This is a genomic window from Streptomyces sp. NPDC006925 (assembly GCF_042869575.1).
Taxonomy (GTDB): Bacteria; Actinomycetota; Actinomycetes; order Streptomycetales; family Streptomycetaceae; genus Streptomyces.
The window spans coordinates 90,545-114,111 of the sequence record NZ_JBIAGB010000006.1 but is presented as its reverse complement, the minus strand read 5'-3'; the positions used below and the strand labels follow the sequence as shown (position 1 = coordinate 114,111).

Below are 23,567 nucleotides of genomic sequence, written 5' to 3'. Positions count from 1 at the left end.
CCGGAGAGCCGCCTCCGTCCGGGTAGGGTGCCCTCTTGCCGCCGCCGACCACAGGAGGAGCCCCTCGTGACTGGACGCGCCCGCGCACCCCGGAGTGCAGCGCTGCTCGCTCTCTTCTGCGTCGGAGCGAGTACGGCACTGAGCGGCTGCGGGAGCGAGGATCCGGACGCGGGCACCAACGGCGTCGGCAAGCTCTCGGCGGCGAAGATCGAGCGGAAGGCGAAGGCGGCGGCCAAGGGCGCCGAGGCCGTGCGGGTCTCCGGCAAGGTCGTCAGCAAGGGCCGTACCTACCGCCTCAAGATGCGGCTGAAGGACAGCGGCGGCGTCGGCGAGGTCTCCGCCGAGGGCGGCACCACCTTCCAGCTGCTGCGCACCGGCCGCGACCTCTACCTCAAGGCGGGCACCGACTTCTGGGCCCGCCAGGAGGGCGGCAAGGAGCCCAGCAAGAGCGACGTGGCGGCCGCGGGCAAGCTCAAGGGCAAGTATGTGAAGGTCCCCGAACGGGACCCGGCCTACGAGCAGTTGAGCGTCTTCACCGACATGGAGACGCTCCTGGAGGGGCTGCTGGCCATGGAGGGCAAGCGCGAGACGGGCGAGCGGGGCACGGTGGACGACACCAGGACGATCCGCGTCACGGCGGGCAAGGGCAGCGGCGGCACGGTGGACGTCTCGCTGGAGGGGAAGCCCTACCCGCTGCGGCTGCGCCGTGCGGGGGACGCCGGAACCGTGCGGCTGAGCGACTGGAACGACGGCTTCCCGCTGCACGCCCCGAAGAAGGACGAGACCGTCGACTACGGCAAGAAGATCTCCTCCGGACAGCACGGAAGCTGACTTGCGGCTTGCGGCTTGCGGCTTGCGGCTTGCGGCCTGCGCCGCCGGGCCGGTCCGCGGGCGGGCGGCCGAGCGGCCGCGGGACCCCGCGGGACCCCGCGGGACGGCAAGGACGGTCGCCGGAGCGCCGTACCGGAACGGTCGCGGGGGCTCCGCGCACGGGTTCAGCCGCGGGAGCGGCTCCGGCGGCGGAAGAGCAGCCGCGGCAGGCCGGCGGGCCGGGAGCGCCGCGTGGTGGCCGGGGTGGCCAGCGGCGCCGCCGCCTGGAAGCCGCGCGGCATCGCGCCGGGACGCTCCAGCGACTCCCCGGCCGGCTCCAGCCGCAGCACCCGGCTGTGCTCGGCCCAGCGCTCGGGCATGGTCTCGGCGTCCGGCGCGTTGAGCCGTTTGCCCTTCAGCTCGCCGACCGCCGCCTCCCACTCCGGGCCGTGCGGGGCGAGTTCACGTACCCGGGCCGGCCACACGACCAGCCGCGCGCCCTTGTCCTTGCCGCGTACCGTGACGGTGGCGCTGCCGCCGTCCGTCAGCCCCAGATCGTCGAGCGGCTGTTCGATCGGACCGTCCCCGACCAGGCAGACGGCTCCCTCGTGCCACACGTGCCACAGCCCCCGCGCCGGGCCCTCGGGGCCGCGGACCCAGACCAGCCCCGACTTCTTGGCCGTCTCCTCGATCAGCGCGCGGTCCGCACGGCTCTCCGCGCTGCTGCCGGGCTTCTGGGGTGTCACGCTCATAGCCCGCAGGCTACAACCACCCGTTGCGCTTGAAGCCCCGGTGGATGCCGTAGCAGATGGCGACGATCAGCAGCAGCACCGCCGGATAGCCGTACTTCCAGTCCGTCTCGGGCATGTAGTCGAAGTTCATGCCGTAGATCCCGGCGATCATCGTCGGCACCGCGAAGATGGCGGCCCAGGCGGTGATCTTCCGCATGTCCTCGTTCTGCGCGACCGTCGCCTGGGCGAGGTTCGCCTGGAGGATCGAGTTGAGCAGGTCGTCGAAGCCCAGTACCTGTTCGTTGACCCGGGTCAGGTGGTCGGCCACGTCGCGGAAGTACTTCTGGATGTCCGGGTCGACCAGCCGCACCGGACGCTCGCTGAGCGTCTGCAGCGGCCGCATCAGCGGTGAGACGGCGCGCTTGAACTCCAGCACCTCGCGCTTGAGCTGGTAGATCCGGCCGGCGTCGCCGCCCCGCTTGCCGTTGCCGGAGCGGTCGGAGAAGACGTCGATCTCCACCTCGTCGATGTCGTCCTGCACCGCGTCCGCGACCGCCAGGTAGCCGTCCACGGTCTGGTCGGCGATGGCGTGCAGCACCGCGGAGGGGCCCTTGCCCAGCAGCTCCGGGTCGTCCTCCAGCCGGTGCCGCAGGGCACGCAGCGAGCCCTGGCCGCCGTGCCGGACGGTGATGATGTAGTCCCGTCCGGTGAAGCACATCACCTCGCCGGTCTCCACCACCTCGCTGCTGGCGGTCAGTTCGGCGTGCTCCACGTAGTGCACCGTCTTGAAGACGGTGAACAGGCTCTCGTCGTACCGTTCCAGCTTCGGCCGCTGGTGCGCGTGCACCGCGTCCTCGACGGCCAGCGGGTGCAGGCCGTACTCCTGGGCGATACCGGAGAACTCCTCCTCGGTCGGCTCGTGCAGGCCGATCCACACGAAGCCGCGGCGGCCCTGCCCTTCGGGGGACCGCACCTTGCGCAGGGCCTGGGCCGGGGTGAGCTGCTCGGTGTCGCGGCGGCCGTCCAGGTAGACGCCGCAGTCCACGACGGCGCTGCTGGTGGCCGCGCCGACGCGCTCGTATCCGAAGCCGTATCCCGGCCGGTTGTCCTTGCGCAGCGCCGGGCGCACGACGGCGCGCAGCTCTCGGATCATCGACATGTGGGCCTCCACGGTGCCGTGCCATGCCGTCGCGACCCGGGCCGAGGCGTCGTGCTGCCCGGAACGGGGGCCTACGGGCCACCACCCGGAGGTCCGCAAAGCGGGCACCACACGCAGGCCGTGGGAAGACGGCGATCGCTGACTGACGGAACAATGCGAAACTGCGAGACGCGGACGCTCTTCCGCCGTGCGCACCCCGGGAGGAACCCCATCGGTCCTCGGGGGAAAGGTGTGCGCGCTGTGGCCGCGGGGGGCTAGGCCCCTGGTGGCGCGGTCACTGCCGGACAGGAAGAGCGGCCGGTACTGCACGGTCGACTCGGATCCATGTCAGTCCCACCTCCTCCGGCCGGGCCCCTGTGGGGGACGATCTGTACGCACCTTGACCGGCAGCCAACGGTAGCACTGCGCGAACCCCCCGCGTGCCCGGCGTGACCGCCCCCGGCGGCCTTTGCCCGTTCCTTACCCGGCGCCGGCCGGACTCCCCGCCTGCACCCGGGTCCACCCGCCCCCCTCGCCCGCGGGCCCACCCCCCCGGTGCCGCTCCGCGGGGCGCTCGCCGTCCGCTCTATGCTCGCCGGATGAACGACGTGCTGACTCTGGTCGACGCCCGGCTGCGCGAGACCTTCGGCGAGCCCGACGCCCGCGCCTCGGTCACCTTTCTGGGGGCCGAGCGGATCGAGGTGCTGCGGTTCCTGGACACCGAGGCGGGCACTGTGCGATACGCCACCCTCGGCATGTCGGCCGGGCCCATGACCGACCCGGCGCAGGCGCTGGCCGACCCCGAAGTGGGGCCGCGCGCCGAACTGCTGCTGACCGTAGGTGCAGGGGGCGGGGAGGCGGACGCCGAAACCGACAAGGTCCTGCGCCCGTTGGCCGTGCTGGCGGCCTCGCCCCAGGTGGAGGGGGTCGTCGTGGCCCCGGGCGCCTCCTTGGACACCGGCGCGCCGCTGTGGCCGGGTGCGCCCTTCACCTCCGTACTGGTGGCCGAACCCGGCGGACTGGTCGAGGACGTGGCCCTCGAACCGCCGCGCGAGCCGGTCCGGTTCCTGCCGCTGCTGCCCATGACCCCGGCGGAGGCCGCCTGGAAGCGGGTGCACGGCGCCGAGGCGCTCCAGGAGCGCTGGCTGCGGCACGGTACGGACCTGCGCGATCCGTTCCGCGCGGCCGTCCCGCTGGGGGAGTGACCGGGCTGCGGCCGGGGCCGCAGCGCGCGGCTGCGCGCTGCGGGCGTCAGGCGCGGACCGGTTCGGGGCCAGCGGTGGCCGGGAGCAGCTCCTCGGCCTGAGTGGTGAGGGCCTTGCGGCGGACGGCCACCACGGCGGCACCGGCCAGCGCGGCGAGTGCCGCGACCACGAACGGCAGGTGGATGTCCGCCCACTCCTCGATCTTCGGCGCCAGGAAGGGCGCCGCGGCGGCCGCGAACCAGCGGACGAAGTTGTATCCGGCGCTGGCCACCGGCCGGGGCGCGTCCGAGACCCCGAGTGCGAGTTCGGTGTAGACGGTGTTGTTGAGGCCGATGAAGGCGCCGGAGATCACGGTGCCGGCGATCGCCGCGGTGTGGTTGCCGTAGCCCAGCATCACCAGGTCGGCGGCCATCAGCACCAGCGAGGCGCCCAGCACCCGCAGCGAGCCGAAGCGCTCCTGGAGGCGGGGTGCGACCAGCACCGAGAAGACCGCCAGCAGCACGCCCCAGGCGAAGAACACCGCGCCGGAGCGGTAGGGGGACATGTCCAGGACGAACGGGGTGAACGCCAGCACGGTGAAGAAGGCGTAGTTGTAGAAGAACGCCGAGGCGGCCGCGGAGGCGAGTCCGCCGTGGCCGAGCGCCTTGACCGGGTCGAGCAGGGACGTCTTGCGTGCGGGCCTGGGCTGCTCCTCGAGGAGCGCGGTGATGGCGAGGAAGCCGATCGCCATCAGCACGGCCGTGCCGAGGAACGGGAAGCGCCAGCTCGCGTCGCCCAGTACGGCACCCAGCAGCGGGCCGCAGGCCATGCCCAGGCCCAGGGCCGACTCGTACAACAGGATGGCCGCAGCACTGCCGCCCGCCGCGGCGCCGACGATCACCGCGAGCGCCGTCGAGACGAAGAGGGCGTTGCCCAGGCCCCAGCCGGCGCGGAAGCCGACGAGTTCGCCGACGGAGTGCGAGGTGCCGGAGAGCCCCGCGAAGACCACCACCAGGGCCAGTCCCAGCAGCAGGGTCCTGCGGCCGCCGATCCGGCTGGAGACGAAGCCGGTGACCAGCATCGCCACGGCGGTGATCAGGAAGTAGGAGGTGAACAGCAGGGAGACCTGGCTCGGGGTGGCCTCCAGCCCCTTCGCGATCGAGGGCAGGATCGGGTCGACCAGTCCGATGCCCATGAAGGCCACGACGGACGCGCCCGCCGTGGCCCATACGGCCTTCGGCTGGCGGAGGAGGTTGCCCCCGCCCTTGTCGAACGGATCACCACTCATGCTTGCCGCTCCTCCTCGGGTTCTGCCGCCGCGGGTGCTCCCGCGGGTCGGCGGTCGCGGATCTCCCGCACGCCGATGTGGTTGGTGTGTACACACAATAAATTAGCGAGTCTAATTAATGCAAATGACATCTATATGATCAGCAGGTCATCGGCTGTCTCTGCGTAGGCCCTCACGCACCGTGCCGTTCAGGGGTGAGGTCCGGGTGGGTGATCGTCCTTGACGGGAGGGCGGCCCGGTAGGACCGTAAGGCCCCATGAGGGGCGAACCCAGTTGCCCGAAGTGCGGTGGCCGCATCAGGGCGCCCGGACTCTTCGCCGACACCTGGCAGTGCGGCGTGCACGGTGCTGTGCACCCGCTCCAGCCGGTCCTTCCGCCCAGCGTCGACGCGCTCGCCGTCGTGGTGGGCCGCACCCGCGTGCCCGTGTGGATGCCGTGGCCGCTCCCCGTGGGCTGGCTGTTCACCGGCGTAGCCTGCGCGGGCGACGACCGGAGCGGGGGCCGGGCCACCGCCGTCGCCTGCTCGGGCCCCGCACCGCTCGGCGGCCCGGGCGAACTGCTGCTGATCGCCGAGGAGCTCGGCGTCGGCCTCGGCGCCCGCTACGCCGGGATCGACGGTCCGGACCCCGGCCCGGCCATCTGCGCGGGCAAGCCGCCCCAGGCCAAGGTGCACGCCGCGGGACACCCCACTCCGCTGTGGCAGGTCGGCGGGGTGCCCGCGGACCGTGCCGTCTTCGCCGGAGAGGCGTGCGGACTCTGGCTGTGGGCCATCGTCTGGCCGCAGGAGTCCGGGCTGCTGCTCTACGACGAACTGGTGCTGACCGACCTGCGGGACGCGGGCGCCGAGGTCGAACTGGTGCCCTGCGGAGCGCTCTCCCCCCGGCTGATCTCCCGGCCCGCCGCGCAGCGCTGACGGCCGGGCCTGCGCGCGCCCCCGCGGCTGCCGCGGACGGCCCGCGGATCACAGGCCCACCGCCGCCGGGTCCGGTGGCCGTGCGGACCCGCCCGAGCGGCGCCGCACCGGGAGCCGGGAGAGGAGCCGGCCGGTACGGCTATCCTGGGGGCTGCTCGCCATGAGCCCGTCACATCCCGCCGTCCAGCTATCGGAGCCCGTCGAAGTGCGCATCGACCTGCACGCCCACTCCACCGCTTCGGACGGCACCGACACCCCCGCCGAGCTGGTGCGCAACGCCGCGGCCGCCGGGCTGGACGTGGTGGCGCTCACCGATCACGACACGGTCGCCGGGTACGACGAGGCCGCCGCGGCGCTGCCCGCCGGGCTCACCCTCGTGACCGGCGCCGAGTTCTCCTGCCGACTCGACAGCGTCGGCATCCACATGCTCGGCTACCTCTTCGACCCGGCCGAGCCCGCACTCGCCCGTGAGCGCGAACTCGTCCGCGACGACCGGGTGCCGCGGGCCCGGACCATGGTGGCCAAGCTGCGCGAACTGGGCGTGCCCGTCACCTGGGAGCAGGTGAGCCGGATCGCGGGAGACGGCTCGGTCGGCCGCCCGCACATCGCCGCCGCCATGGTGGAGCAGGGCGTCGTCGAGACCGTCTCCGACGCCTTCACCGCGGAGTGGCTCGCGAACGACGGACGCGCCTACGCGAGCAAACACGAGCTGGACCCGTTCGACGCACTGCGGCTGATCAAGGGCGCCGGAGGCGTCGCCGTGCTCGCCCACCCGCTGGCCGGAAAGCGGGGCCACTGCGTCCCGGAGAGCGCGCTCGCCGACCTGGCGGAGGCCGGACTCGACGGCCTGGAAGCCGACCACGCGGACCACGACCCCGACACCCGCAAGCGGGTGCACGCCCTCGCCGCCGACCTCGGACTGCTGGCCACCGGCTCCAGCGACTACCACGGCACCCGCAAGCCCCTCCGGCTCGGAGAGTTCACCACCGAGCCCGACGTCTACGCCGAGATCGCCGCCCGCGGCTCAGGCGCGACGCCCGTCACGGGCTGAGGAGCGCCGGAAAGCCCTACCGTCCCGCCCGGCCCGCCCTCGCGAGAGGGGCCCGGGCCGCTGCGCGCGCCCACCGCGCCCGGCGCGGCTCCTCCGGGGCACGCCGCCCCGCCGCGCGCCCGCTCCTCCGCCCCCCCGCGTCCCCCCTCTTCCTCCCTTTTCACCCTCTCTCCTCAGCAAGGCACAGGCACCACCGTGTTCGATTTCGCTCTCTTCGGCTCCGTCTTCCTCACCCTCTTCGTCATCATGGACCCGCCCGGCATCACCCCCATCTTCCTCGGGCTGACCTCCGGCCGACCGGCGAAGGTCCAGCGCCGGATGGCCTGGCAGGCGGCCTCCGTCGCCTTCGGAGTGATCACCCTGTTCGGGATCTGCGGCAAGCAGATCCTCGACTATGTGCACGTCTCCATCCCGGCGCTGATGGTCGCGGGGGGACTGCTGCTGCTCGTCGCCCTCGACCTGCTGACCGGCAAGTCCGACGAGCCCACCCAGACCAAGGACGTCAACGTGGCACTCGTCCCGCTCGGCATGCCGCTGCTGGCGGGGCCGGGCGCGATCGTCTCCGTCATCCTGGCGGTGCAGCACGCGGACGGCTGGGGCGGGCAGCTCTCCGTCTGGGCGGCGATCGTGGCCATGCACCTGGTGCTGGGGCTCGCGATGCGCTACTCGCTGCTGATTATCCGGGTCATCAAGGACGGCGGAGTCGTCCTCGTCACCCGGCTGTCCGGCATGCTGCTCTCGGCCATCGCCGTCCAGCAGATCGCCGGCGGCATCACCCAGTTCATCGAGGGGAAGGGCTGAGCCAGAACCCGACGAGGGCCCGCGCGGTCTCCGCGGGCCGCTCCGCGTTGGGGGAGTGGCCGGTACCCGCGATCACCGAGCGGCGGGCACCCAGCCGCTCGGCCATCCCGTCCAGCAGCGGCACCGGCCAGGCGTCGTCCGCCGCGCCGGAGACGACATGGAACGGCAGCCCCAGCGCAGCCAGTTCGCCCACCCGGTCCGGCTCGGTGAGCAACTGCTCCCCGGTGGCCGCGAGCTGCGCGGGCACATTGGCCAGCCAGCGGCGCCGCAGGAACACCTCCAGCGCCCCCGAGGTCTCCGCCGCCTCCCGCTGCGAGTACGGCGCCTCACCGGCGGAGCCGACCGACTGGTCGAGCTCTCGCATGACCTCCCAGATCGCCGCCATGCTCATCGTCCCCAGCGCGCCCAGCAGCATCCGCACCCGCTCCTGCTGCGCGGCCGCGACGGCGGCCGGACCGCTGCTCAGCAGCGTCAGCGAGGCGAAGGGAGCCGCATCCCGCAGTACCGCGGCGCGCGCGACCAGGCCGCCCAGGGAATGCCCGAGCAGATGCACGGCCCCGGGCTCCCCGCGGCCGAGCACCGCCGCGACGGCGTGCACGTCCCGGGCCAGCTCGGGCTGCGCGTAGGCGGCCGCCTCCCGGGGGCCGCCCGTCTCGTACTGCCCCCGGCCGTCTACCGCGACGGTCCGGAACCCCGCCCGGGCCAGCGGCTCCAGCAGTCCGATGAAGTCCTCCTTGCTGCCCGTGAACCCCGGCAGCAGCAGCACCGCGGGCCCCGGCCGGCTCCCTTCCGCGGTGTCGTGCACCGCGAACTCCCCGCGTGCGGTGGCCATCCGGTACGCCCGCACACCGGACGGGAGCGCGAGGAAGGGAGGCTTGCTCATGCCAGGACGCTACCCGCAGGAGCGCCCGGGACAGCAAGCGGCCCGGCGTCCCGCAGTGGGACGCCGGGCCGTGCGCTCATCGCCCGGAGGGCGTCAGCCCTCGGTGGACCGCAGCAGGGCGTCAGCCCTCGGTGGACCGCAGCAGGGCGTCAGCTCTCGGTGGACCGCAGCAGGGCGTCAGCTCTCCGCGGACTGCTGCGCCGCGGAGCCGGTACGGCTCGCGCCGCCCGAGCGGGTCCGGCGGCGGCGCGGCTTGCGGGGAGCCTCCTCCGTGCCGACCGCGGCCCGGCCCGCCTCGCCGCCCTGCTCGGCGGCGGGAGCCTGCGCCCCCGTCTCCGCGGCGGCCGGGCGGGTCCGGCGGCGGCGGCGCGGCTTACGTGCCGCCCCGCCCTCGGCGGAGGCCGCGGCGCCGTCCGCCGCGGGCTCCGCCCCGGCAGGAGCGGCGTCCTGGCCGGAGCCCGGCTCATCGGTACGCAGGGCGCCACGGGTGCGCCTGCGCTGGCGCGGCTTGCGCTCCGGACGCGTGCGCTCGGCGCTGCCGCCGGACCGGCCGGACCGGCCCTGCGCACGCCCGCCGGGCTCGCCCAGGTCCTCGAGCTCCTCGGCTGCGAGCCCCGCGCGGGTGCGCTCGGCGCGCGGCAGGATGCCCTTGGCTCCGGCGGGGATCTTCAGCGCCTCGTACAGGTGCGGCGAGGTGGAGTAGGTCTCCTCCGGGTCGTTGAAGTCCAGGTCCAGCGCCTTGTTGATCAGCTGCCAGCGCGGGATGTCGTCCCAGTCGCACAGGGTGACCGCGGTGCCGTACGCGCCCGCGCGGCCGGTGCGGCCGATGCGGTGCAGATAGGTCTTCTCGTCCTCGGGCGTCTGGTAGTTGATCACGTGGGTGACGTTGTCGACGTCGATACCGCGCGCGGCGACATCCGTGCACACCAGCACATCGACCTTGCCGTTGCGGAACGCGCGCAGCGCCTGCTCGCGGGCGCCCTGGCCCAGGTCGCCGTGGACCGCGCCGGCCGCGAAGCCGCGCCGCGAGAGCTGCTCGGCGACATCGGCCGCCGTGCGCTTCGTGCGGCAGAAGACCATCGCCAGCCCGCGGCCCTCGGCCTGCAGGATCCGGGCGACCATCTCCTGCTTGTCCATGGAGTGGGCGCGGAAGATGTGCTGTGTGGTGTTCGCCACCGTCTGGCCCTCGTCGTCCGGCGCGGTGGCGCGGATGTGCGTGGGCTGGCTCATGTAGCGCCGGGCGAGCGAGATGACCTGGCCGGGCATGGTCGCCGAGAAGAGCATCGTCTGGCGCCGGGCCGGCAGCATCTCGATGATCTTCTCGACGTCGGGGAGGAAGCCCAGGTCGAGCATCTCGTCGGCCTCGTCCAGGACGAGCGCCCGGATCTCCGAGAGCCGGAGCTTCTTCTGGCCGGCCAGGTCCAGCAGCCGCCCGGGGGTGCCGACGACCACGTCGACGCCCTTCTTCAGGGCCTCGACCTGGGGTTCGTAGGCGCGCCCGCCGTAGATCGACAGGACCCGGACGTTGCGCACCTTGCCGGCGGTGAGCAGGTCGTTGGTCACCTGCTGGCACAGCTCGCGGGTGGGCACGACGACGAGCGCCTGCGGAGCCTCGGACAGCTCCTCGGGCCGGGCGCGGCCCAGCTCGACGTCGGCGGGAACGGTGACCGACTCCAGCAGCGGCAGCCCGAATCCGAGCGTCTTGCCGGTGCCGGTCTTGGCCTGGCCGATGACGTCGGTGCCGGCGAGGGCCACCGGGAGCGTCATCTCCTGGATCGGGAAGGGGGATGTGATGCCGACGGCTTCGAGGGCCTCGGCGGTCTCGGGGAGGATCCCGAGATCTCTGAACGTCGTGGACAGGATGCTTGCCTCTTCTGTGTGACGCGCGGGTGCGGCTGCGGCGTCCGGCCGACCCAGTCCTCTGGGTGTGCCGGCGGAGCGAGGAGAGGATCTACCGCAACCCAGCGGCCGTCGTTGCGGCCCGTCGAGCGGTGCGGGACCACTGTCTCCCGCTCAAGCGCCTCACTCGCGCGAGCGGTCCCTCTCAGTGCGGCCCGCACGGGGTGCGCGGACCGACGGAAGGCTGTCGGGTCGGAGCCGATCGGGCCACCGACCGGGCATCCGCATTTCATGCATGCAGCGGGTCCACGCCATCCGGTGGACTCAATATCACTGTACCCCGGATCCGCGCATCTGTACCGGGGCAATCGTTGTGTACGAGTTCACCTGGGCTCTCGTGGGGCCGATGAGGGGCCGGACGGGTCCTTCCCGGCCTGCGGTCGCGGGCTATCGTGCGAGGTATGGAGACGCCTGACAAGACCGCCGCCGAAGCCGGGGCCGCCGAGCCCGAAGCCGCCGGAACCGAGCCCGCCCCCGCCACCACCATCGCCACCCAGAGCTGGGAGCAGGCGTCGGCGGATCCGACCTACCGCGCCGCGGTCGTCGACCTGCTGGGAGCGCTGGCCTACGGGGAGCTGGCGGCCTTCGAGCGGCTCGCCGAGGACGCCAAGCTGGCGCCGTCGCTCGCGGACAAGGCCGAACTGGCCTCGATGGCGTCGGCCGAGTTCCACCACTTCGGGAAACTGCGCGAGCGGCTGGCCCGCATCGACGAGGACCCCACCGCCGCCATGGAGCCGTTCGCCGCCGCGCTGGACGAGTTCCACCGGCTCACCGCGCCCTCCGACTGGCTGGAGGGGCTGATCAAGGCGTACGTCGGCGACTCCATCGCCTCCGACTTCTACCGCGAGGTGGCCACCCGGCTGGACGCCGACACCCGCGCCCTGGTGCTGAGTGTGCTGGACGACACGGGGCACTCCAGCTTCGCCGTGGAGAAGGTCCGCGCCGCCATCGAGGCCGAACCCCGGGTCGGCGGCCGGCTCGCCCTGTGGGCGCGGCGGCTGATGGGGGAGGCGCTCTCCCAGGCGCAGCGGGTGGTCGCCGACCGGGACGCGCTCTCCACCATGCTGGTCGGCGGCCTCGCCGACGGCTTCGACCTCGCGGAGGTCGGCAAGATGTTCTCCCGGATCACCGAGGCCCATACGAAGCGGATGGCAGCCCTGGGGCTTGCTGCCTGAAGTCGGCCGACTGCCCGAACCCGGCGCTCGCCCCCGCGGGTGCCGGGGCGGTGCGCAGCGCGTCCTGGCGCCACTGCCGGCGCCTGGGCGAATCGTCCCGCAGCAGCAGGGACAGCAGGGCCGCGCTGAAGCCCAGTGCGAGGCACCACACCACCGCCAGATGGCCGGAGCCGAGCACGGTGCGGCTGATGAGACCGCCGGCGAGAGCGGCGACGGGGCCCGTCGCGAGCACCAGCCGCCGGTCGGGAAGCCGCTCGGGGAACCGCCTGGTCGCGGCGAGCGCGAGGGCGCCTCCCAGGGCTGCGGAGCCGAGAGCCTCCCAGATCATGAGGACCTCCTCGGGTGGGGCCGGTCGGGGGACCGCGCCGTGGCCGACCGCGGTCGCTCCGGTCCTCCCCCCGGGCACGGACGCTGAAACGGCGGCCGCGGGAGGAATCCCGCGACCGCCGTCAGCTGCGTACATCTGTGCGCCTTTGCCGCGTGCGCGTCGTGCCGTGCGCCCCGGGGCGCCACCCGGTCAGATCGCGCCGAAGCCCACCTTGCGGCCCGACGCCTCACCGATCTCGACGTAGGCGATGCGCTCCGCCGGGACGAGGATCTTCCGGCCGTGCTCGTCCTCCAGGCCGAGCAGCCCGGAGCCCTTCTCCAGTGCCGCCGCCACCGCGCTCTCGACCTCGTCAGGAGTCTGCTTGCTCTCCATGACGATCTCGCGAGGCGCGTACTGCACGCCGATCTTGACCTCCACGGCTATGTCCCTCCGACGGTCCTGGTATCCCGTGGCCTCGCCCGGGATGCGATGCGCGGCGAACCGCGCCGTACGGAGCAACCCTAGCCCTCAGCAGGGAAGCGGAGGGCGCGCGGTCGCACGCCGGCAGCGAACAACCGCCCTCCGCCGCGCCCCCTCACTGCAGCGGAAAGCCCGCGATGCCCCGCCAGGAGAGCGAGGAGATCAGCTTCGCCGCGGCGTCGCGCGGGATCTGCTGCCCCGCGCTCAGCCAGTAGCGCGCGGTGATCTGGGCCATCCCGCACAGCCCCACGGCCAGCAGCATCGCCTGCTCGGACGGCAGCTTGGTGTCCTCGGAGATGACCTCGCTGACCGCCTCGGCACAGTCCAGGCTCACCTTGTCCACACGCTCGCGCACCGCGGGCTCGTTGGTCAGGTCGGACTCGAAGACCAGCCGGAAGGCACCGCCCTCGTTCTCCACGAAGGCGAAGTAGGCGTCCATCGTCGCCGCGACCCGCTGCTTGTTGTCCGTGGTGGACTCCAGCGCCGCGCGCACCGCCTGGAGCAGCGCCTCGCAGTGCTGGTCCAGGAGCGCGAGGTACAGGTCGAGCTTCCCCGGGAAATGCTGGTAGAGCACCGGTTTGCTGACCCCGGCACGGTCGGCGATGTCGTCCATCGCTGCCGCGTGGTAGCCCTGCGCGACGAAGACCTCCTGAGCTGCGCCCAGTAGCTGGTTACGTCGCGCCCGGCGCGGCAGACGCGTACCGCGCGGGCGCGCCTCGGTCTGCTCGATGGCTGTCACGCCGCCTCCCTGAAGTTCCTGAGCGCGAGCTGCGCTGCGCCGCCATCGTACTTTTCGGTAACGGGGGTGAAAGGTTCCCGGCCCACGAATTTTCGCTCCCGTGCTCCGGACCCTTCCCTCCGCCGGCACCGGACGACGGCGCTTTGGCGGCTCTCATCAGCTCTCGTCCACTTATCAGTCTGCGCTTCCGGTATCCGGACCGGTACTCGTCCGTCGGCACCGTTGCTCCGCTATCGGTACTCGTCTATCGGTACTCGTCCTCGTTCAGCTCCACCACGCGGGCCTGCTCCGCCGCGTCCGCCGCGTTCACCTCGTCGGAACCGCGGCCGGTCAGCGGGTCGTCGCGCTCCGTCAGCAGGTCGGTGCGCTGCTCCGCGGTGTCCGCCTCGGGGGCCTCCGGGCTCCCCGCTTCCTCCGGCTCCTCCTCGTAGCCGTCGCGGTCGTCGTGGGCGTCGAAGGTCTCCGGGTCGGTCGGATCGACTGCCATGCCGGCCTTCCTTTCCAGGCGGGGCCCGACGGGGCGGGCCCTACTTACGAGACTAGGAGCGGGTCACCGGGGGCGCACGGTGCATGCCTCCCGCATCCCCGCAGGTGCTCCCGGATCCCTTCCGGCCGCTGCTGCGACCGGCGGAAGCCTGTGCTCCCCCGTACAACCAGTGTGCTTCTTCTTGTGACGGTGAACACGTGAGGGGGAGTGTGATCGTCTCGTAACATTGCTCCATGTCCTCCACCGAGCAGCCGGGAGCCCCCGCCTCCACGGCCCGCAGTGCTGCCCCGAAGCCCTCGCGGTCCCGCGTGGGGGAGCGGGAGACGCTGCGGACCCTCTCGCTGCCCGGGCTGGCGCTGGCCGTACGAGGGCGGTACGAGGACGCGGCGGACGCCGCCGAGGACGCCAGGCCGACCGCGCTGTATGTGCACGGACTGGGCGGCTCCTCGCTCAACTGGTCCGCGCTGATGGCGGAGCTCGCGCCCGACGTGCGCGGCGAGGCCCTCGACCTGCCCGGCTTCGGCGACTCCCCGCCCCCGGACAGCGGCGACTACTCGGTCTCCGGGCACGCCCGTGCCGTCATCCGGTACCTGGACGCCGTCGCGCGCGCCCCCGTGCATCTGCTGGGCAACTCGCTCGGTGGCGCGGTGGCGACCCGGGTGGCCGCCGTCCGCCCGGACCTGGTGCGGACGCTGACGCTCATCTCGCCCGCGCTGCCGGAGGTCCCTCCGCAGCGCACCGCCTGGCCGACAGCGCTGCTGGCGGTGCCCGGCATATCCGCGCTGTTCACCCGGCTGACCCGGGACTGGTCAGCCGAGCGGCGCACGGGCGGTGTGCTCGGGCTCTGCTACGGCGATCCGGCACGGGTCTCGGCCGAGGACTTCGCCGCGGCTTCCGAGGAGTACGCGCGCAGGCTGGAACTGCCCTACTTCTGGGACGCCATGGTCCGCTCGACCAGGGGCATCGTCGACGCGTACACGCTGGGTGGGCAGCACGCGCTGTGGCGGCAGGCCGAGCGGGTGCTGGCACCCACGCTTCTGGTCTACGGTGGGCGCGACCAACTGGTCGCCTTCCGGGTGGCGCGGCGTGCCTCGGCCGCTTTCCGCGACTCCCGGCTGCTCGCACTGCCGGAAGCGGGCCACGTCGCCATGATGGAGTACCCCGAGATCGTCGCCGCCGCGGTCCGCGACCTGCTCCGGGAGGCGGATGCGGCGACGCAGCGGCCGAACAACTCCTCCGCCGGTGCCCTCACCCAGGCCCCGGCAACTCCGGAAGGTGACTAGTGGGACGCCATAGCCGCAAGGGCAAGGCCGGTTTCGGGCGCAGAGAGGAGCGCGCCCGGATATCCGAGCGCCCCGGCCCGGGCCCCGACGCCGCAGCCCGGCCCCGCCCCGGTGACGCCCCGGGCGGGACCGGCGGCTCCGGCGTGCCCGAACCCGGCGTCCCCGCACCCGGCACACCTGGCAGGCCGTCACCTTCCGTACCGCCGGGGGCCGGTGGCCGCCCCGAGCGCCCCGGCCCGCAGGGCACCCCCGCGCACGGTGTGCCCGCGTACGCGGAGGGGCAGGCCGCCCGCGGTGGCCATCCGCAGCACCCCGAGGGCGCGCCCGCGCCGCCCCGCCCGGACCCCCGGGGCCGGCGCTCCGGGGGTCCGGGCCGTGCGGCACCCGGCGGGCAGCGGTCCGGCGGTCCGCGGCAGGAATATCTGGACGCTTTCGACAAGGGCGCCTTCGCCGCGGACGCTCCCGGCGCGGCCCGGTCCGGCGGACTTCCGCCGGACGCCGCCGCAGCGCCCCGCGGGGCGCAGTCGCCCGCCGCCGGTGGCGCCGGGAGCGGCGCGCGTCAGGCGCCTCCCGAGCCGGAGCCGGAGCCCGAGCCGGAGCCCGCGCCGCTGACCCGGAAGCCGACCAGCCGCGCCCGCACGGCCACCGGGATCGTCGCCGCGGCCGTCACGACGGTGCTGGCCTTCATCGTGGCCGCGCAGGTGGCCGGCGGCGAGCACAGCAGCGGGGACTCCGGGCGCGGACTGAAGACGGGGGAGCGGGCGCCCGAGGATCCGGACGGCGCTTCCGACCCCGCGCGCGCCGACCGCGGCGCGCGCCCCACCCCCGGCAGCTCACCCGCCTCCTACGGCGAGAAGATGGCCCGGCAGTACCCGCTGGCCGACGACCTGGAGGGCTCGGGCAAGTTCAGTGTCGTGCCCGGCCATCAGAAGGGCCCGGGCAAGGGCGAGGTGGTGCGCTACCGCGTCGAGGTGGAGGGCGGGGTACCGCTGGACGGCGAACTGTTCGCGCGGGCGGTGCACAAGACCCTCAACGACGAGCGGAGCTGGGCGCACGACGGCAAGCGCAGCTTCGAGCGGGTCTCCTCCGGCAAGGCGCGGTTCGTCATCACGCTGGCCAGCCCGCGCACCACCGATGTGTGGTGCGCCAAGTCCGGACTGGACACCAGCCAGGAGAAGGTCTCCTGCGACTCGGCCGCCACCGACCGCGTCATGATCAACGCATGGCGGTGGGCGCGCGGCGCCGAGACGTTCGGCCCCGACCACATGCGCGCCTACCGGGAGATGCTCATCAACCATGAGGTGGGTCACCGGTTGGGCCACGGTCACGTGGGCTGTCCCGCCGACGGCAAGCCGGCGCCGGTGATGATGCAGCAGACCAAGTACCTCACCACGCAGGGCAAGACCTGCCGCATCAACGCCTGGCCCCACCCGCGCGGTTGAGCAGCGTGCGGTGATCCGCCTCGGCCGGCGGTCGGCCGGCATTGAGGGCTGGTAAACGCTCGAGTCTCCCGAAAGTCACGGGTCTTCACCCCTTTTGATGGCGTCGCGGACAACCGTCCGCCGCGTGCCGGGGACGCCCGCATAGCGTCTGCTGCGTCTTCGACGTTCCGCCGCCGCGCCCGTGCCGAGCCGCCCGGGCCCGCGGCACGCCACGAGAGGGATCGGGGGTGCGCACGTGCGCATCGCGCTGCTTACGGAGGGTGGTTACCCCTATGTGCGGGGTGAGTCCGCGCTGTGGTGCGACCGCCTGGTGCGCGGCTTGGACGGCCACGAGTTCGCGGTGTACGCCCTCAGTCGCAGCGCCCGGCAGGAGCGGACAGGCTGCCGTGAGGTGCCGCCCAACGTCGCACGGGTGCGCACCGCCTCGCTGTGGGGCCCCCAGCCCGCCGCGGCGCCCCCGGGCGTACGCGGGCTGACGTGGGGTTCCTACGGGCGGCGTGAGAAGCAGCGCTTCCGCGAGTGCTTCGAGGTACTCGCCGAGGCCGTCTGTGGCGCGGACGCCAACCGGTCCGGCGCCAACCGGTCCGGCGCCAACCGGTCCGGCGCCGAACGGCCCGCGACTGTCGGCGCCCCGGGGGGCGGGATCAAATCCGCACGCCCCTCGGCCGCCGCTCAGGCGGACCGTTTCGCCGCCGGGCTCTACGGGCTCGCCGAGCTGGCGGCCGAGCGCGGCGGGCTGGCCGCCGCGCTGCGTTCCGAGAGCGCCGTGCGCATCCTGGAATCCGCCTGCCGTGCGCCCGGCGCGATGCCCGCCGCGCACGCCGCCCAGGTCTGCGACCTGCTTGCCGTCACCGACAAGCTGGAGCGCGCGCTGCGTCCGCTCTCCCTGGACTGGTACGGGCAGCGGGGCGGGGAGACGGGACTGTCGGAGGCCGACCTGTGCCACGCGGTCGGCGCCGGTCCCGCGGCGCTCCCCGGCCTGTGGGCCAAGCGGACGTTCGGGGTGCCGCTGCTGATCACCGAGTACCGCGTGCGGCTGCGCGAGCACTACCTGGCGAGCGCCGCCGGTGCCGTCGCCCGCGGAGTCGTGGGCGCCCCCGTACGAGCCCTGCTCGCCTCCTTCCAGCGGCACCTGGCGCGCGAGGCGTACGCACAGGCCCACCTGATCACCCCCGGGAACACGCACGCGCGCCGCTGGCAGGAGCACTGCGGTGCCGACAGTGCGCGACTGCGCACCGTCTACCCCGGCATGGACCCGACACCCTTCGACGCCGTCGGGGAACAGGCCGCGCATCTGCCGCCGCCCGGCGGCCCCCGCTCCACCGGCGCACCCACGCTGGTGTGGGTGGGCACCCCCGGCCCGGCCAAGGACCTGGACACCCTGCTGCACGCCTTCGCCCGGGTGCGCGAGACGGTGCCGACCGCCCGGTTGCGCATCGTCGAGCGGGCGGACCCGCGCGGTCCCGAGACGGCGGTCTGCGCCCCCGGTGCTTCGGCGGAGCGCGGCGGCGCGCCCGCTGACGGCGGCGCGGACCGGCCCGGCGGGCCCCCGGAGGGCGCCGGAGAGTCGGACACCGGGGGCTACCGGGCGCACTGCCGGGCGCTCGCCGCGCAGCTCTTCCCCGTGGCGCCTCCGGGTGTCGAGAGCGCGGTCGCCTTCGAGGAACTGGGCGGTTCCGCCGCGCCCACCCTGGCGGACGCCTACGCGCTGGGCGGAGTCGCCGTGCTCTCCAGCACCGTCGAGGGCTTCCCGGTTCCGCTGGTGGAGGCGATGTTCTGCGGCAGAGCCGCCGTCTCCACCGACGTGGGGGCGGCCCCGGAGGTGATCGGCGGCACCGGCTGCCTCGTCCCCGCACGCGACCCGCGGGCGCTGGCGGACGCCTGCGTCGCGCTGCTGCGCGACCCGGCGCGCGCCGCACGGCTGGGCGCCGCCGCGCGGGCGCGGGCGCTGGAGCTGTTCACGGTGCGGCAGAACGTCGAGGCATTCCGCGGTATCTACCGCGAGCTCGCCCAGCGGCCCGCGGAAGGCCACCGGCAGCCCGCCGCCGGGGACGCCGGGGACGCCGGGGACGCCGGGGACAGCTCCGAGGACGCGGTCCCGTTCGCCCGCACTCCCGAGAGTCTCCTGAGGGGCCGCGTCGCGACCGGTACCCGGTGGCCCGGCGACACGGCGTCGGACACCGCGGCCGGCCCGGCAGTCCTCGGTGCCGAAGGGCGCCGTCCGGTCGGCCGCTCCGGCCGACGCGCCGCCGGGGCGCGGCCCACCGGTGGCAACCCCCCGCACGTGCCGAGCTGGGCCCGGCCGGACCGCGGCCCGCGGGATGGCGCGGAGGGGCCGCACCCGGTCGAGCGGGCCGCTGTCGGTGCCGAGCCGTGGGAGGGGACGACCCCGTGACGACCCGTTCCGCACCCGGCGACCCGGTACGCGCCCTGCTGTACCAGCACCGCACCCTGTGCGAGCGCGCCGTCGACCCGCTGGAGATCGCCGCCGGGCTGGAAGCCGGCGGGATCACGGACCGGACGGTCGCCCGCTGCCGCCACCGCGACGTCTTCTCGCTGGCCGAGGAGCTGTACGCGCGCACTCCGTACCCCGGCGCGCGCCCCCTGCACACGGGGGACGGCGCCTGCGCAGCGCGCACGCGCCGTGCGCCCTCGGCCGAGACCCGGCATCCGCGCCCGCCGGGCGCGGCGCACCGGCGGCTGCTCGCATGGTGCGCGCTGCTGGCGCTGCCGCTGCTGCCCGGCCTGCTGTGTGCGGGCACGCTCGCCTGGTGGGTGCTGCTGCGCGACGGCCCCGCCGCGATACGGGCCGCCCTGTGCGTCCTGGGTGCCCTGGCCGTGTCGGGCAGCGCGGTCGCGGCGCTGCGGACCGTCCCCCGCGTCCCGCGCGCGGTCGGCGCCGCTGCGTTCCCGGTGTCTCCCGCGCTGTGGGGCTGCTGGCTGGCGGGCTACGCGCTGTACGGCGACTGGTTCCTGGCCCAACTGCTGGGCGGCGGGCCCGACGCCTCGATCGGCCCACCGCGGATGCCCTCCACCGCGGTCCCGTTGACCCTCGCACTGGCTGTCGCGCCCGCCGTGTGGGGCGCACACGGATTCGCCTCGGCCGCCCGGCGCAGGCTGGCGGGCAGCCGCAGTCTGGAGGACTTCGCCGCGGCGGTGCGCCCGCTGCTGGTGTTGGCCGTCTGCGCCGTCGCGGTGGCGCTGCCGGTGCTCCACCTGGCGGCCCGCGCGCTCGCCGACGGCCTCCTGGCCGCTGCGGCGCCCGGCCCCGCTCCCGGCCCCCGGGTCCCCTGGCCCGCCACCGCCGCGGCCACCTGGGCCCTCGGACTGCTGCTCTTCGCCGCGCTGCTGCTGACCGCGCACGGTTTCGGGCGGGCGGCCTCGGCCGGACTCGCCGCCGCCTGCGCCGTGGAGGCCGCGGCGCTGCTCGCCGTCCCCGTGGCGTGGCTGCCCGGCCTCGGGGCGCTGGGCCGTCCTCCGGAGGCGCTGGTCGCGCACCTGGGGACGGCGGCTGTGCCGGTCGCCGCCTGTGGCTGCGCGGCACTCGTCCTGCTGGCGTACGCGGCGGCGGCACTGGCCAACGCCTCGGCGCACCACCGGGGGGCGGCGCCCGTATGACCGCCGGGCCGCCCCCGATCCCTCCCTCCGGCACGGGCTTACGGACCCGCCCGTGCGACACCGACAAGGAGCAAGACCCGATGATCCACGCGCAGTTGGCACATCCCGGCACCCCTGGGAGGCGGCCGCACCCGGGCGTGCGGCACTGCTGCCCGCACTCGTGCGAGGGGGCCGCACAATGAGGGTGCTGCTGCTGGGCGCCAGCGGATACCTGGGCCGCTTCGTCGCCGACCGCCTGCTGGCCGACCCCGCGGTGCAACTGACCGCGCTCGGCAGGAGCGACGAGGCCGACGTCCGCTTCGACCTGTCCACCGGAAGCCCCGGTGCCCTCACCCGCTTCCTGGACGCGGTCCACCCCGGTGTCGTCGTCAACTGCGCCGGTACCACCCGCGGCAACGGGCGCGAACTGATCCGGCACAACGTGGTCGCCACGGCCGCCGTCTGCGAGTCGCTGCGCCGCAGCGGCTGCGGCGCCCGGCTGGTGCACGTGGGATGCGCCGCCGAGTACGGGTCGGCGCAGGCCGGTTCCTCCACCGGTGAGGACGCCGTACCGCGTCCCGGGGGGCCGTACGGGGTGAGCAAGCTGGCGGGCACCGAACTGGTGCTGGCCTCCGGGCTGGACGCCGTCGTGCTCCGGGTCTTCTCACCCATCGGCCCCGGCACCCCGGCCGGTTCGCCGCTCGGGCGGATCGCGGAGGCGATGCGGCGCGCGATGCAGCAGGGCGACAGCGAACTGAAGCTGGGCGGGCTGAGCGTGCAGCGTGACTTCGTGGACGTCCGCGACATCGCGCGGGCCGTGCACGCCGCGTCCCTGTCCGCGGCGCAGGGCATCGTCAACATCGGGACCGGCAGGGCGGTGCGGCTGCGGGACGCCGCCTCGCTGCTGGCCCGTGTGGCCGGGTACGCCGGTGCGGTCCACGACCAGGGCGCAGCTTCGGCCGGGCAGGGGCCGGGCGAGGGACATCCGGCCGGTGCCGTGCCCGGAACGCCGGGCGGGCAGGTCGGCGGGGCCCCCGCCATCCCCGCGCAGCAGCACGCTGCGCAGCCGGCGCCGCCCGCCTCCTACCCGTACCCGGACGGCTGCGGCGGATGGCAGCAGGCCGACGTCCGCACGGCGCGCGACCGGCTCGGCTGGCGGCCCCGGATCGGTCTGGAGGAGTCGCTGGCCGACATCTGGATGGAGGCGGCGTGCCGTATCTGACGACGCCCCCGGGCCGGCTCCGGGCGACCGGCGGCGGCAGCGGCGCGGCCAGCAGGCGGCCGGGGCTCGGCGTACCGGGGTGCGCGCACCCGATGCTGGCGCCCATGGAGTGGGCGGAGCTCGCCCGGCCGGGGCTCGGCGCCTGCCCCGGCCCGGACCGGGCCGCGGGTCCGCTGCACTGGGCGGTGCTGGACGTCGCCGACGGCCCGGGCGCGCGGCCGGACCCGTTCTGCGCCCCTGCAGCCGCCGCGCTGGGCTCGGCGGGCGTCGCCGTGCTCGGCCGTCTCGACATGCGAGAGGGGACGCGGACATTCGGCGAACTGGTCTCCGAAGCCCACCGGTTCCTGGACTGGTACCGGGTCGACGGCTTCTATCTCGCGCACTGTCCGGACGCTCCGGACCTGCTGGGGCACGTCCAGCGGCTCAGCGCCACTCTGCGCGCGCTGTGCGGCGCAGTCGGCGCGGGAGACGAGGGCGACTTCGAGCCCGGCGGATTCCTGGTGCTGGAGACGGGCGGCCATCCGCACCCCGACCACCTGGGGTGCGCCGATCAGCTGGTCACCTATGCCGGAAGCTGGGGAGACTACCGCTGGTCGCAGGCGGCGGAGTGGACGGCGACGTATCCGGCCGAACGGTTCTGCCACCTGGTGCACGCACTGCCGCGCACGCATCTGGAGGAGGCGCTGCGGATCGCCCGCTGGCAGGGCGCCGGCACCGTCTGCTTCACGGACCGCACCCGCGACCGGGGACAGGACCCGTGGGCGGCGCTGCCCGGCTACTGGGACGAGATCGTCTCGTGTCTTGGACCAGGTGTCTCGGAATGAGATAGGGCGTGGCAGTGTTACGGAAGGAAAAGCTCGCCCCTCGGGCGGGTGACTTCCCGCACGTTCCACCGACCATCGGAGTCTCCGTGTCACTGCCACCCCTGGTCGAGCCAGCCGACGAGCTCACCGTCGACGAGGTCCGCAGGTACTCACGTCACCTGATCATCCCGGATGTCGGGATGGAAGGGCAGAAGCGGCTCAAGAACGCGAAGGTCCTCTGTGTGGGCGCGGGCGGCCTCGGTTCGCCGGCCCTGATGTATCTCGCGGCCGCCGGCGTCGGCACCCTCGGCATCGTCGAGTTCGACGAGGTCGACGAGTCCAACCTGCAGCGGCAGATCATCCACAGCCAGGCGGACATCGGCCGGCCGAAGGCGGAGTCGGCCAAGGACACGGTGCTCGGGATCAACCCGCACGCGCAGGTCAACCTGCACGTGGAGCGGCTCGACTCGTCGAACGTGATGGAGCTGTTCGCGCAGTACGACCTGATCGTGGACGGCACGGACAACTTCGCCACCCGCTACCTGGTGAACGACGCCTGCGTGCTGCTGAACAAGCCGTACGTGTGGGGCTCGATCTACCGCTTCGACGGCCAGGCCAGCGTGTTCTGGAGCGAGCACGGGCCCTGCTACCGCTGCCTGTACCCGGAGCCCCCGCCGCCCGGCATGGTGCCGAGCTGCGCCGAGGGCGGCGTGCTGGGCGTGCTGTGCGCCTCCGTCGGGTCGATCCAGGTGACCGAGGCCATCAAGGTGCTGGCCGGCATCGGCGACCCGCTGGTCGGCCGCCTGATGATCTACGACGCACTGGAGATGAGCTACCGCCAGGTCAAGGTCCGCAAGGACCCCGACTGCGCGGTCTGCGGACCGAACGCCACGGTCACCGAGCTGATCGACTACGAGGCGTTCTGCGGTGTCGTCTCTGACGAGGCGCAGGAGGCCGCCGCGGGCTCCACCATCACTCCCAAGCAGCTCAAGGAGTGGCTGGACGGGGGTGAGAGCGTCGACGTCATCGACGTGCGGGAGCCGAACGAGTACGAGATCGTCTCGATCCCCGGCGCCCGGCTGATCCCCAAGAACGAGTTCCTGATGGGCACCGCGCTGCAGGACCTCCCGCAGGACAAGAAGATCGTCCTGCATTGCAAGACGGGTGTCCGCTCCGCGGAAGTTCTGGCAGTGCTCAAGAACGCGGGATTCTCCGACGCCGTGCACGTCGGCGGTGGCGTCATCGGCTGGGTCAACCAGATCGAACCGGACAAGCCCGTCTACTAGACCGCCGGGACATGTCAGGGGCGCACGGGCGGACACCCGCCGTGCGCC

22 protein-coding genes are annotated in these 23,567 nt (G+C 73.9%); 13 read left to right on the top strand and 9 right to left on the bottom strand.

What is annotated here, in order from left to right; all coding sequences use genetic code 11:
- Positions 1-66: 66 nt before the first annotated feature.
- Positions 67-831, top strand: a complete 765-nt coding sequence (locus ACFYNS_RS11220) for a hypothetical protein (protein WP_388602207.1) — start codon at positions 67-69, stop codon at positions 829-831.
- Between the two features lie 164 nt (positions 832-995).
- On the opposite strand, the gene ACFYNS_RS11215 is transcribed toward ACFYNS_RS11220, so the two are convergent.
- Positions 996-1,562: a hypothetical protein gene (locus ACFYNS_RS11215; protein WP_388602205.1), complete on the bottom strand. Its 567-nt coding sequence runs from the start codon at positions 1,560-1,562 to the stop codon at positions 996-998.
- A 10-nt stretch (positions 1,563-1,572) separates the two neighbouring features.
- Positions 1,573-2,700: a magnesium and cobalt transport protein CorA gene (locus tag ACFYNS_RS11210; RefSeq protein WP_360296579.1), complete on the bottom strand. Its 1,128-nt coding sequence runs from the start codon at positions 2,698-2,700 to the stop codon at positions 1,573-1,575.
- A 578-nt stretch (positions 2,701-3,278) separates the two neighbouring features.
- Between ACFYNS_RS11210 and ACFYNS_RS11205 the strand changes: the two genes are divergently transcribed.
- Positions 3,279-3,884 (top strand): suppressor of fused domain protein, encoded by a 606-nt coding sequence (locus ACFYNS_RS11205; protein WP_360296577.1) that lies wholly within the window; start codon positions 3,279-3,281, stop codon positions 3,882-3,884.
- A 46-nt stretch (positions 3,885-3,930) separates the two neighbouring features.
- Here the strand turns inward: ACFYNS_RS11205 and ACFYNS_RS11200 are convergent, their stop codons facing one another.
- Complete coding sequence (locus tag ACFYNS_RS11200) at positions 3,931-5,151, bottom strand: MFS transporter (RefSeq protein ID WP_388602202.1); 1,221 nt, start codon at positions 5,149-5,151, stop codon at positions 3,931-3,933.
- A 256-nt stretch (positions 5,152-5,407) separates the two neighbouring features.
- On the opposite strand from ACFYNS_RS11200, the gene ACFYNS_RS11195 reads away from it, so the two are divergent.
- From ACFYNS_RS11195 to ACFYNS_RS11185, 3 genes are all read left to right on the top strand, one after another.
- Positions 5,408-6,064: a DUF6758 family protein gene (locus ACFYNS_RS11195; RefSeq protein WP_360296571.1), complete on the top strand. Its 657-nt coding sequence runs from the start codon at positions 5,408-5,410 to the stop codon at positions 6,062-6,064.
- Positions 6,065-6,269: 205 nt separating this feature from the next.
- Positions 6,270-7,115 (top strand): PHP domain-containing protein, encoded by an 846-nt coding sequence (locus ACFYNS_RS11190; RefSeq protein WP_360296623.1) that lies wholly within the window; start codon positions 6,270-6,272, stop codon positions 7,113-7,115.
- Positions 7,116-7,310: 195 nt separating this feature from the next.
- A complete protein-coding gene (locus tag ACFYNS_RS11185; protein WP_388602199.1) occupies positions 7,311-7,916 on the top strand; it encodes a MarC family protein in 606 nt (201 codons plus the stop codon).
- On the opposite strand, the gene ACFYNS_RS11180 is transcribed toward ACFYNS_RS11185, so the two are convergent.
- Positions 7,897-8,799, bottom strand: a complete 903-nt coding sequence (locus ACFYNS_RS11180; protein ID WP_360296569.1) for an alpha/beta hydrolase — start codon at positions 8,797-8,799, stop codon at positions 7,897-7,899. The two genes, ACFYNS_RS11185 and ACFYNS_RS11180, sit on opposite strands and share 20 nt — an antisense overlap.
- Before the next feature lie 177 nt (positions 8,800-8,976).
- Positions 8,977-10,566, bottom strand: coding sequence for a DEAD/DEAH box helicase (locus tag ACFYNS_RS11175; protein WP_388602197.1), 1,590 nt, complete (start codon positions 10,564-10,566; stop codon positions 8,977-8,979).
- Positions 10,567-11,099: 533 nt separating this feature from the next.
- Between ACFYNS_RS11175 and ACFYNS_RS11170 the strand changes: the two genes are divergently transcribed.
- A complete protein-coding gene (locus ACFYNS_RS11170) occupies positions 11,100-11,873 on the top strand; it encodes a ferritin-like fold-containing protein (protein WP_360302996.1) in 774 nt (257 codons plus the stop codon).
- Here ACFYNS_RS11170 and ACFYNS_RS11165 read toward each other — a convergent pair.
- The 4 genes from ACFYNS_RS11165 to ACFYNS_RS11150 all read right to left on the bottom strand — a co-directional run bounded on the left by ACFYNS_RS11165 (position 11,824) and on the right by ACFYNS_RS11150 (position 13,886).
- Positions 11,824-12,201 carry a hypothetical protein gene (locus ACFYNS_RS11165; RefSeq protein WP_360302994.1) on the bottom strand — a complete coding sequence of 126 codons (378 nt, stop codon included), beginning with the start codon at positions 12,199-12,201 and terminating at the stop codon, positions 11,824-11,826. The genes ACFYNS_RS11170 and ACFYNS_RS11165 overlap by 50 nt on opposite strands.
- A 189-nt stretch (positions 12,202-12,390) precedes the next feature.
- Positions 12,391-12,618 carry a DUF3107 domain-containing protein gene (locus tag ACFYNS_RS11160; RefSeq protein ID WP_019354404.1) on the bottom strand — a complete coding sequence of 76 codons (228 nt, stop codon included), beginning with the start codon at positions 12,616-12,618 and terminating at the stop codon, positions 12,391-12,393.
- A 157-nt stretch (positions 12,619-12,775) separates the two neighbouring features.
- On the bottom strand, positions 12,776-13,399 hold the full coding sequence (locus tag ACFYNS_RS11155) for a TetR/AcrR family transcriptional regulator (protein ID WP_360302992.1): 624 nt from the start codon (positions 13,397-13,399) through the stop codon (positions 12,776-12,778).
- A 244-nt stretch (positions 13,400-13,643) separates the two neighbouring features.
- Positions 13,644-13,886, bottom strand: a complete 243-nt coding sequence (locus ACFYNS_RS11150; RefSeq protein WP_360302990.1) for a hypothetical protein — start codon at positions 13,884-13,886, stop codon at positions 13,644-13,646.
- Positions 13,887-14,119: 233 nt separating this feature from the next.
- On the opposite strand from ACFYNS_RS11150, the gene ACFYNS_RS11145 reads away from it, so the two are divergent.
- The 7 genes from ACFYNS_RS11145 to moeZ all read left to right on the top strand — a co-directional run bounded on the left by ACFYNS_RS11145 (position 14,120) and on the right by moeZ (position 23,519).
- Complete coding sequence (locus ACFYNS_RS11145; protein WP_360302988.1) at positions 14,120-15,169, top strand: alpha/beta hydrolase; 1,050 nt, start codon at positions 14,120-14,122, stop codon at positions 15,167-15,169.
- A complete protein-coding gene (locus ACFYNS_RS11140; protein ID WP_388602194.1) occupies positions 15,169-16,611 on the top strand; it encodes a DUF3152 domain-containing protein in 1,443 nt (480 codons plus the stop codon). The genes ACFYNS_RS11145 and ACFYNS_RS11140 overlap by 1 nt, the downstream gene beginning before the upstream one ends.
- Positions 16,612-16,846: 235 nt before the next feature.
- Positions 16,847-19,006: a DUF3492 domain-containing protein gene (locus ACFYNS_RS11135; protein ID WP_388602192.1), complete on the top strand. Its 2,160-nt coding sequence runs from the start codon at positions 16,847-16,849 to the stop codon at positions 19,004-19,006.
- Positions 19,003-20,229 carry a hypothetical protein gene (locus ACFYNS_RS11130; protein ID WP_388602190.1) on the top strand — a complete coding sequence of 409 codons (1,227 nt, stop codon included), beginning with the start codon at positions 19,003-19,005 and terminating at the stop codon, positions 20,227-20,229. Before ACFYNS_RS11135 ends, ACFYNS_RS11130 begins: the two co-directional genes overlap by 4 nt.
- A 178-nt stretch (positions 20,230-20,407) precedes the next feature.
- The gene (locus ACFYNS_RS11125) at positions 20,408-21,430 is read left to right on the top strand and encodes an NAD-dependent epimerase/dehydratase family protein (protein WP_360293176.1); all 1,023 of its coding nucleotides are present in this window, start codon (positions 20,408-20,410) and stop codon (positions 21,428-21,430) included.
- Positions 21,418-22,254 (top strand): spherulation-specific family 4 protein, encoded by an 837-nt coding sequence (locus ACFYNS_RS11120; RefSeq protein ID WP_388602187.1) that lies wholly within the window; start codon positions 21,418-21,420, stop codon positions 22,252-22,254. Before ACFYNS_RS11125 ends, ACFYNS_RS11120 begins: the two co-directional genes overlap by 13 nt.
- An 86-nt stretch (positions 22,255-22,340) precedes the next feature.
- The gene (gene moeZ, locus ACFYNS_RS11115) at positions 22,341-23,519 is read left to right on the top strand and encodes an adenylyltransferase/sulfurtransferase MoeZ (RefSeq protein WP_360293179.1); all 1,179 of its coding nucleotides are present in this window, start codon (positions 22,341-22,343) and stop codon (positions 23,517-23,519) included.
- The last annotated feature ends 48 nt before the right edge of the window (positions 23,520-23,567 follow it).